Below are 7,644 nucleotides of genomic sequence, written 5' to 3'. Positions count from 1 at the left end.
GCGAACGGGATGAGCGATAGCCCCACCGCAAATATCGTTCGGGCTGAGCTTGGCGAAGCCCTGCCCTTTCTTGCTCCACGGATGGACGGCGCGCATCATTTCGCCACCCCGACCCGCTGGATTTCCCATTCGAGCGCGACGCCGCTTTTGGCCTTCACCCGCGCGCGCACTTCCTCGCCCAAGGCCTCGATATCGGCGCTGGTCGCGCCGCCGAGGTTGATGAGGAAATTGGTATGCTTCTCGCTTACCTGCGCGTCGCCGATGCGCAACCCCCGGCAACCCGCGGAATCGACCAGCGCCCATGCCTTCTCACCCGGCGGGTTCTTGAAGGTCGAGCCCCCGGTCTTGGAACGCAGCGGCTGCGAGGCTTCGCGCGACGCGGCGATACGGTCCATCTCCGCCTGGATCGCCGCCGGCTCGCCGGGCCGCCCGCGCAAGGTGGCGCTCACCACCACCGCGCCTTCGGGCAGGTCGGAATGGCGATAGGTATAGCCAAGCTCGGCCACCTCCAGCACGCGCCGCTCGCCCGAGCGCAGCACCACCTCGCATTCGACGAGGATATCCGCGGTCTCGCTGCCGTACGCGCCGCCGTTCATCCGAACGAACCCGCCGACCGTGCCGGGGATCGAGCGAAGGAACTCCACCCCCGCGATCCCCGCGTCGCGCGCGGTGGAGGATACGAGGATGCCGCTCGCCCCGCCGCCGCAGACCAGCGTCGTCGCATCGATCGCCTCGACCCTGGCGAAGGGCTTACCGAGCCGCACCACCACGCCGGGCACCCCGCCGTCGCGCACGATCAGGTTGGAGCCGAGCCCCAGCGCCATCACCGGCACCGCCGGATCGAGCCGCGACAGGAAGCGCGAAAGATCGTCGGCGTCCTTCGGCTCGAACAGCCATTGCGCCGCGCCGCCCGCCTTGAACCAAACGAGCGGCGCAAGCGGCGCATCGGGGGTCAGCCGGCCGGCGACCTCGGGCAAGGCGAGGGCGACGCTCATCGTCGCGCGTCGATCGCGGGGCCGAGCCCGGCGGCCCATTTGGTGATATCGCCCGCGCCGAGGCAGACGATCTGGTCCCCGCCGCGCACCGCGCCCGCGAGCACGTCAGCGAGCGCATCGGCATCAGCCACCGTCGCCGCCGCGCGATGCCCGCGCCGCTTGAGCCCCTCGACCAGCGCCTCGGCATCGGCGCCCTCGACCGGCGCCTCGCCCGCGGCATAGACCGGGGTGACATAGACCATGTCGGCGTCGTTGAACGCGCTCTGGAAGTCGTCCATCAGATTGGCGAGCCGCGTGTAGCGGTGCGGCTGGACCACCGCGATCACCCGCCCTGCCGCGCTCTCGCGCGCCGCCGCGAGCACCGCGCGGATCTCGACCGGGTGGTGGCCGTAATCGTCGATGATCGTCGCCACGCCGTCGTCCGCCCGCACCTCGCCGACCTTGGTGAAGCGGCGCTTGACCCCGCCGAACTTCTCGAACCCCTTCTGGATCGTCGCATCGTCGATACCGAGTTCGAGCGCGACGCCGATCGCTGCCAGCGCATTCTGGACATTGTGGCGGCCGGGCATCGGCAGATCGATATGCTCGATCGAGCGCGCGGTGCCGTCGCGGTGGCGGATGATCGCCTCGAAGCGATTGCCGCCGGGATAAGGCACGACATTCACCCCGCGCACGTCGGCCGAGGCGGCGAAGCCATAGGTCACGATGCGCCGGTCGCGCACCCGTGGGATCAGCGCCTGCACCTCGGGGTGATCGAGGCACAGCAGCGCCGCGCCATAGAAGGGCACGTTTTCGATAAATTCGGCATAAGCCGCCTTAGCGCGTTCGAAATCCCCGTAATGATCGAGATGCTCGGGATCGATATTGGTGACCACCGCGATCGTGCCGTCGAGCCGCAGGAAGCTGCCGTCGCTTTCGTCGGCCTCGACCACCATCCAGTCGCTGTCGCCCAGCCGGGCGTTGCTGCCATAGCTGTTGATGATCCCGCCGTTGATCACGGTCGGATCGACCCCGCCCGCATCGAGCAGCGCCGCGACCATCGAGGTGGTGGTGGTCTTGCCGTGCGTCCCCGCCACCGCGACGGTCGATTTGAGCCGCATCAGTTCGGCGAGCATCTCCGCGCGGCGCACCACCGGGATGCGGCGTTCGAGCGCAGCCTCGACCTCGGGGTTGCCGCGCTTGATCGCGGTGGAGGTGACGACCACCGCCGCATCGCCGAGATTTTCCGCCTTATGCCCGATCGCGACCGCGATGCCCTTGGCGCGCAGCCCCTCGACGACATAGCCTTCGGCGACGTCCGAGCCCTGCACCGCATAGCCGAGGTTGTTCATCACCTCGGCGATCCCCGACATGCCGATCCCGCCGATGCCGACGAAATGGATCGTGCCGATATTGGTGGGGACGCCCTTCACGCGAACGCCTCCTTGCGCACCACCGGGCCGACCGGGAGCGCGATGCTCGGCGCGTCGAGGCTTTCGACCAGATCGGCCAGATCGCGCGCCGCATCGGGCTTGCCGCAGGCGCGGGCGCGACCCGCGGCATTTTCGAGCGCTTCAGGATCGAGACCGAGTTTCTGCATCTGCTTGGCGAGTTCCGACGGGGTGAACTGGCGCTGCGCGATCGTCCGCGCACCGCCCGCAAGCGTCATCTCGCGCGCATTGGCGGTCTGGTGGTCGTCGGTCGCCGAGGGCAAGGGCACGAGGATCGCGGGGCGCCCGGCGACGGTCAGTTCGGCGATCGTCGAGGCGCCGGCACGCGCGATCACGACATGCGCCCAGCCGAGATGTTCGGGCAGGTCGGGGAGATAGGTCGCGAGATCGGCGGCGATATCGAGCTCGGCATATTTGGCGCGCGCGGCGTCGATATCCTCGATCCGCGCCTGATGCGTCACCTGCAGCCGGCGACGAAAGGCGACCGGGAGCAGCGCGAGCCCGTCGGGCACCACCTGGCTCAGCACGCTCGCCCCCTGCGACCCGCCGGTGACGAGGACACGGAAGATGCCGTCCTCCTCGAGCAGCGGATAAGGCTTCGCCCGCAGCGCGAGGACATTGTCGCGCACCGGATTGCCGACGCAATGCGTCTTGCCGAGCAGTTTCGGCTTCAATCGCTGGGTCTCGGCATAAGAGGTGGCGATCGCATCGACCCGCGCCGCGACCAGCCGGTTGACCCGCCCGAGCACCGCATTCTGCTCGTGGATCGCGGTCGGGATCTTCTCGGCGAACGCCGCCGCCAGCGCCGGGAAAGCGGGATAGCCGCCGAAACCGATCACCGCCGCCGGGGTGAAGGTGCGATAGAGCTGGCGCGCCATCGCCCGGCCACGCCACATCTCGCGCGCCGCCTTGGCCCAGCCGACCGGGCCGCCGCTGAACCGCCCGGCGGGCAGCACATGCGTCTGTACCCCGTCGAACAGCCCGGGGAAGCGCACCCCGCGTTCGTCGGACACCAGAGCGACGCGATGCCCGCGCCGGATCAGTTCTTCGGCTAATGCAGCAGCGGGCACCATGTGCCCGCCCGTACCGCCCGCCGCGAGAACGAAGTGCCGCGGGCGCGTCATAGCGGCCCCCAGCGCGTGACATAGGGGCTGCGCAGCAGGAACGGATTGCGCCGCGTGAAGGTAAGCAACAGGCCCATCCCGATCGACAGCGCGACCATCGATGAACCGCCATAACTGATGAACGGCAACGTCATGCCCTTTGACGGCGCGAGGCCGGTGTTGACCGCCATCGAGACCAGCGCCTGCGCGCCGAACTGCGTGGCGAGCCCGCCGGCCGCGAGCAATTTGAAATTATCCTGTTCGTCGAGCAGTTTCACGAAGACGCGCACCACGATCGCCAGAAACGTCACCGCGATCACCATACACGCAATCAACCCGAACTCCTCGCCGATGACCGAGTAGATATAGTCGGTGTGCGCTTCGGGAAGCCCGAATTTCACCGTGCCGCCGCCGGGGCCGGTGCCGGTCCACCCGCCGGCGGTGAGCGTGGCATGCGCGGCGTTGGTCTGGAAATGGTCGCTCGCCCCCGTCCCCTCGGCATCGGGGAACAGAAAGGCGTCGATCCGCGCGCGCGCGGTGCCGTAGAAGATATAGGCCGCGACCAGCGCCGCGGGGGCCATCGCGACGAAGCCCGCGATCGTCCGCATCGGCGTGCCCGCGATCATCAGCAGCGCCAGCCACACCGCGCAGAAGATGATCGTCTGCCCCAGATCGGGCTGGAGCATCAGCATCCCCGCCACCGCGACGGTGATCGCAAAGGTGATCGTGGTGACCGGCAGGTCCTGGTCGCGCGCGCGCAGCGAGAGCAGCCAGGCGATCGTGACGATGAAGCACGGCTTGAGGAATTCGGACGGCTGGAATTGCGCGACGCCGAAGCCGATCCAGCGCCGCGCGCCGTTCACCGTCACGCCGATCAGCGGGGTGAGCGCGAGCAGCCCCGCGAACACGCCGCAGCCGAGCACCGCGAGCCGCCGCGCGGTGTTGACCGGCAGCATCGAGGTGACGAACAGCACCGGCAGCGATACCGCCACCCACATCACCTGCCGCCAGAAATAATAGAGCGGCGGGAATTTCATATGCTCGCCCGAATAGCGCACCGCGCTCGCCGGGCTCGCCGCCGCCACCGCGAGCAGCCCGACCGCGATCAGCCCGAGCGTCAGCAGCAGCAATACGCGATCGGTATCCCAGAACCACGTGCCGAGCGGCGAACGATCGCCGCGCCCGCCGCGCCCCTTGAGCCGCGCACGGAGCCCCGCCTCGTTCAGGATCTCGGCCTTTTCCTCGCTCATGCCAGCGCCCCCACCGCGTCGCGAAATGCCTGTCCGCGATGCTCATAGTCGCGGAACTGATCGAAGGAAGCCGCCGCGGGCGACAGCAGCACGGTTTCCCCCGGCTGCGCCGCCTGCGCCGCGCGCTCCACCGCCGTCGCCAGCGTCCCCGCTTCCTCGACCGGTATCACGTCGCGCAGGATCGCGGCGAACCGCGCCCCGGCCTCGCCGATCGTATAGGCACGGACGACATGATCGAACCACGGGCGGCAGGCGTCGAGATCGTCGCCCTTGGCGCGCCCGCCGACGATCCAATGCACCCGCGGAAAGGCGCCGAGCGCCGGCGCGGTACTTTCGGGATTGGTCGCCTTGCTGTCGTCGACATACGCGACGCCGCGCACTTCCCCCACCTTTTCCATGCGATGCGGGAGGCCGGCGAAACTCTCCAGCGCGCGATCGATCGTCGCTTCGTCGACGCCCAGCGCCTTGGCCACCGCGATCGCGGCGAGCGCGTTCTGCGCATTATGCGGCCCTTGCAGGCTCGGCCAGCGCGACTGATCGAGGCATACGCCCGGCGCGATCTTGGTGAGGTGCTCGGCGCGCGCCGACAATGACCGGGCGATCTCGGCCGAGGGCACGTCGCCGATCCCGATCACCGCCTCATGCACGGGCGACTGCATCGCGAACAGCCGTGCCTTGGACGCGGCATAGCCGGCGAAGCCGTCGTAGCGATCGAGATGATCGGGGGTGAGGTTGAGCAGCACCGCGACATCGCAGTCGAGGCTGTGGGTCAGATCGATCTGATAACTCGACAGTTCGAGCACATAGACCCCGCCGACCGGTAGCGGCGCCTGCGCGAGGATCGGCAGACCGATATTGCCCCCCATTAGCGCGGGGATGCCGGCCTGCTTCAGAATATGCGTGACGAGCGCGGTGGTGGTCGATTTGCCGTTGGTGCCGGTGATGCCGACCACCTTATGCGGCGGCAGCTCGGCGCGCGCCTCGGCGAACAGCTCGATATCGCCGGTGATCGCCACCCCCGCCGCGCGCGCCTTGGCCGCGAGCGGGTGGGTGTTGAGCGGGACCCCGGGGGAGACGACCAGCGCGTCGAACCCGGCGAGGTCGATCGTATCGAGATCGGCGATCGTCGCGCCTTCTATCCCCTCGCGCCGGTCGGCGTTGCTGTCCCAGGCGGTGACGTCGGCGCCACCCGCGACCAGCGCGCGCACCGTCGCCACGCCGGTCCGCGCGAGACCGAGCACCGCATAACGTTTGCCGCGCCAGGAGGAGGAGACGATCATGCGCCCGTTCTCCCGCACCCTGTAACCACCTCGGCGAAGGACGGGGTCCAGGTACGACCGGCCCGATGCTGGACCCCGGCCTGCGCCGGGGTGGTCGCATGTGCTTGCGGCATGAGATCCCCGCCTGCGCGGGGATGCAGTGAAAAGGATGTGCGCATCCTTTTCACCGCAGCTTCAACGTCGACAGCCCGGCAAGCGCGAGCACCAAGGCGATGATCCAGAATCGGATCACCACAGTCGGCTCGCTCCAGCCCAATTGCTCGAAATGGTGGTGAATCGGCGCCATGCGGAACACGCGTTTGCCGGTGCGCTTGTACACCGCGACCTGGATGATCACCGACAAGGCCTCGACCACGAACAGCCCGCCGATGATCCCCAGCACGATCTCGTGATGCGCGATCACCGCGATCGTCCCCAGCGCCCCGCCGAGCGCGAGGCTGCCGGTATCGCCCATGAACACCGCCGCGGGCGGCGCATTATACCAGAGGAAGGCGAGCCCCGCCCCGACCATCGCGCCGCAGAATATCGCCAGATCGCCCGCGCGCGGCACGTGCGGAATGCCAAGATAATCGGCGAACTTCACGTTGCCGGCGAGATAGGCGATGATCATGAACGCCACCGCGGCGATGATCACCGGCATCGTCGCCAGCCCGTCGAGCCCGTCGGTCAGATTGACCGCATTGCCGAACGATACGATCGTGAAGGCGGCGAACAGCGGGTAAAGATACCCCAATTCCAGATAGTAACGGTTGGTGAACGGCAGGAACAGCCCGGTGCCGTTCTCCTGGCTGATGATCCACGCCGCGGCGCCCGCGATGAGGAATTCGAGCAGCAGCCGCACCCGCCCCGGTATCCCGGCGGTGGTCGCCTTGGTCACCTTGTCGTAATCGTCCATGAACCCGATCGCGCCGAAGCCGAGCGTCACGAACAGGCTGGCCCAGACGAACGGATTCCTGAGATCCATCCAGATCAGGATCGCGAGGCTGAGGCTGGTGAGGATCATCAGCCCGCCCATCGTCGGCGTACCGCGCTTGGCGAGATGGGTCTGCGGCCCGTCGGCGCGGATCGGCTGGCCCTTGCCCTGCCGCACGCGCAGCCAGCCGATGAACTTCGGCCCGATGATCAGCCCGATGAACAGGGCCGTCGCCACCGCGCCGCCGGTACGGAAGGAAAGATAGCGGATGAGATTGAGGACACTCGGGAAACCGAGGCTCTCGGCGATCAGGTACAACACTTTTACACGCCCCCGGCGAGCGCCGCGACGACGCGCGACAACCCGACTCCGTTCGATCCCTTGACGAGCACCGCATCGCCCGGCGCGATCATCTGAGCCAGACGATCCAGCGCGCTTGCGGCATCGGGCACATGGACGAAATCGACGCGCCCCTCAAGGGCCTCCGCCAGCGGTGTCATCTTTTCGCCGACCAGCAGCGCCGTTTCGACGTGCGCGGCCAGCACCGGCTCGGCCAAGGCGGCGTGATAGGCGTCGCTCGCCTCGCCCAGTTCGCGCATTTCGCCCAGCACCGCGACATGCCGCCCTGGCTCGTGCGCCAGCACCGCCAGCGTCGCCGCCATCGAGGCGGGGT

Annotated in this window: 7 protein-coding genes; all 7 read right to left on the bottom strand. The window is 68.3% G+C overall.

Going from position 1 to position 7,644, the window contains the following annotated elements:
- Positions 1-95: 95 nt before the first annotated feature.
- Positions 96-995: a UDP-N-acetylmuramate dehydrogenase gene (gene murB, locus BGN95_RS03890; RefSeq protein ID WP_265314433.1), complete on the bottom strand. Its 900-nt coding sequence runs from the start codon at positions 993-995 to the stop codon at positions 96-98.
- The gene (gene murC, locus BGN95_RS03885; RefSeq protein WP_179510780.1) at positions 992-2,407 is read right to left on the bottom strand and encodes a UDP-N-acetylmuramate--L-alanine ligase; all 1,416 of its coding nucleotides are present in this window, start codon (positions 2,405-2,407) and stop codon (positions 992-994) included. Before murC ends, murB begins: the two co-directional genes overlap by 4 nt.
- On the bottom strand, positions 2,404-3,549 hold the full coding sequence (gene murG / locus BGN95_RS03880) for an undecaprenyldiphospho-muramoylpentapeptide beta-N-acetylglucosaminyltransferase (protein ID WP_265269064.1): 1,146 nt from the start codon (positions 3,547-3,549) through the stop codon (positions 2,404-2,406). The genes murC and murG overlap by 4 nt, the downstream gene beginning before the upstream one ends.
- Positions 3,546-4,778 carry an FtsW/RodA/SpoVE family cell cycle protein gene (locus BGN95_RS03875; protein ID WP_265269063.1) on the bottom strand — a complete coding sequence of 411 codons (1,233 nt, stop codon included), beginning with the start codon at positions 4,776-4,778 and terminating at the stop codon, positions 3,546-3,548. The genes murG and BGN95_RS03875 overlap by 4 nt, the downstream gene beginning before the upstream one ends.
- The gene (murD, locus tag BGN95_RS03870) at positions 4,775-6,058 is read right to left on the bottom strand and encodes a UDP-N-acetylmuramoyl-L-alanine--D-glutamate ligase (RefSeq protein WP_286771672.1); all 1,284 of its coding nucleotides are present in this window, start codon (positions 6,056-6,058) and stop codon (positions 4,775-4,777) included. Before murD ends, BGN95_RS03875 begins: the two co-directional genes overlap by 4 nt.
- A 163-nt stretch (positions 6,059-6,221) precedes the next feature.
- Positions 6,222-7,292: a phospho-N-acetylmuramoyl-pentapeptide-transferase gene (gene mraY, locus BGN95_RS03865; protein ID WP_179510776.1), complete on the bottom strand. Its 1,071-nt coding sequence runs from the start codon at positions 7,290-7,292 to the stop codon at positions 6,222-6,224.
- Positions 7,293-7,294: 2 nt separating this feature from the next.
- A partial coding sequence (locus BGN95_RS03860) for a glutamate ligase domain-containing protein (protein WP_502688246.1) occupies positions 7,295-7,644 on the bottom strand: 350 nt, incomplete at its 5' end.

The sequence above is a fragment of the Sphingomonas sp. 66-10 genome (assembly GCF_001897045.1).
GTDB lineage: Bacteria > Pseudomonadota > Alphaproteobacteria > Sphingomonadales > Sphingomonadaceae > Sphingomonas > Sphingomonas lycopersici.
The sequence above is the reverse complement of the archived record's forward strand: the minus strand, read 5'-3'. Positions and strand labels throughout refer to the sequence as shown.

Coding starts and splice junctions, on each gene's coding strand:
- murD (WP_286771672.1), bottom strand. CDS start 6,058: ATGATCGTCTCCTCCTCCTGGCGCGGCAAACGTTATGCGGTGCTCGGT.
- murG (WP_265269064.1), bottom strand. CDS start 3,549: ATGACGCGCCCGCGGCACTTCGTTCTCGCGGCGGGCGGTACGGGCGGG.
- BGN95_RS03875 (WP_265269063.1), bottom strand. CDS start 4,778: ATGAGCGAGGAAAAGGCCGAGATCCTGAACGAGGCGGGGCTCCGTGCG.
- murB (WP_265314433.1), bottom strand. CDS start 995: ATGAGCGTCGCCCTCGCCTTGCCCGAGGTCGCCGGCCGGCTGACCCCC.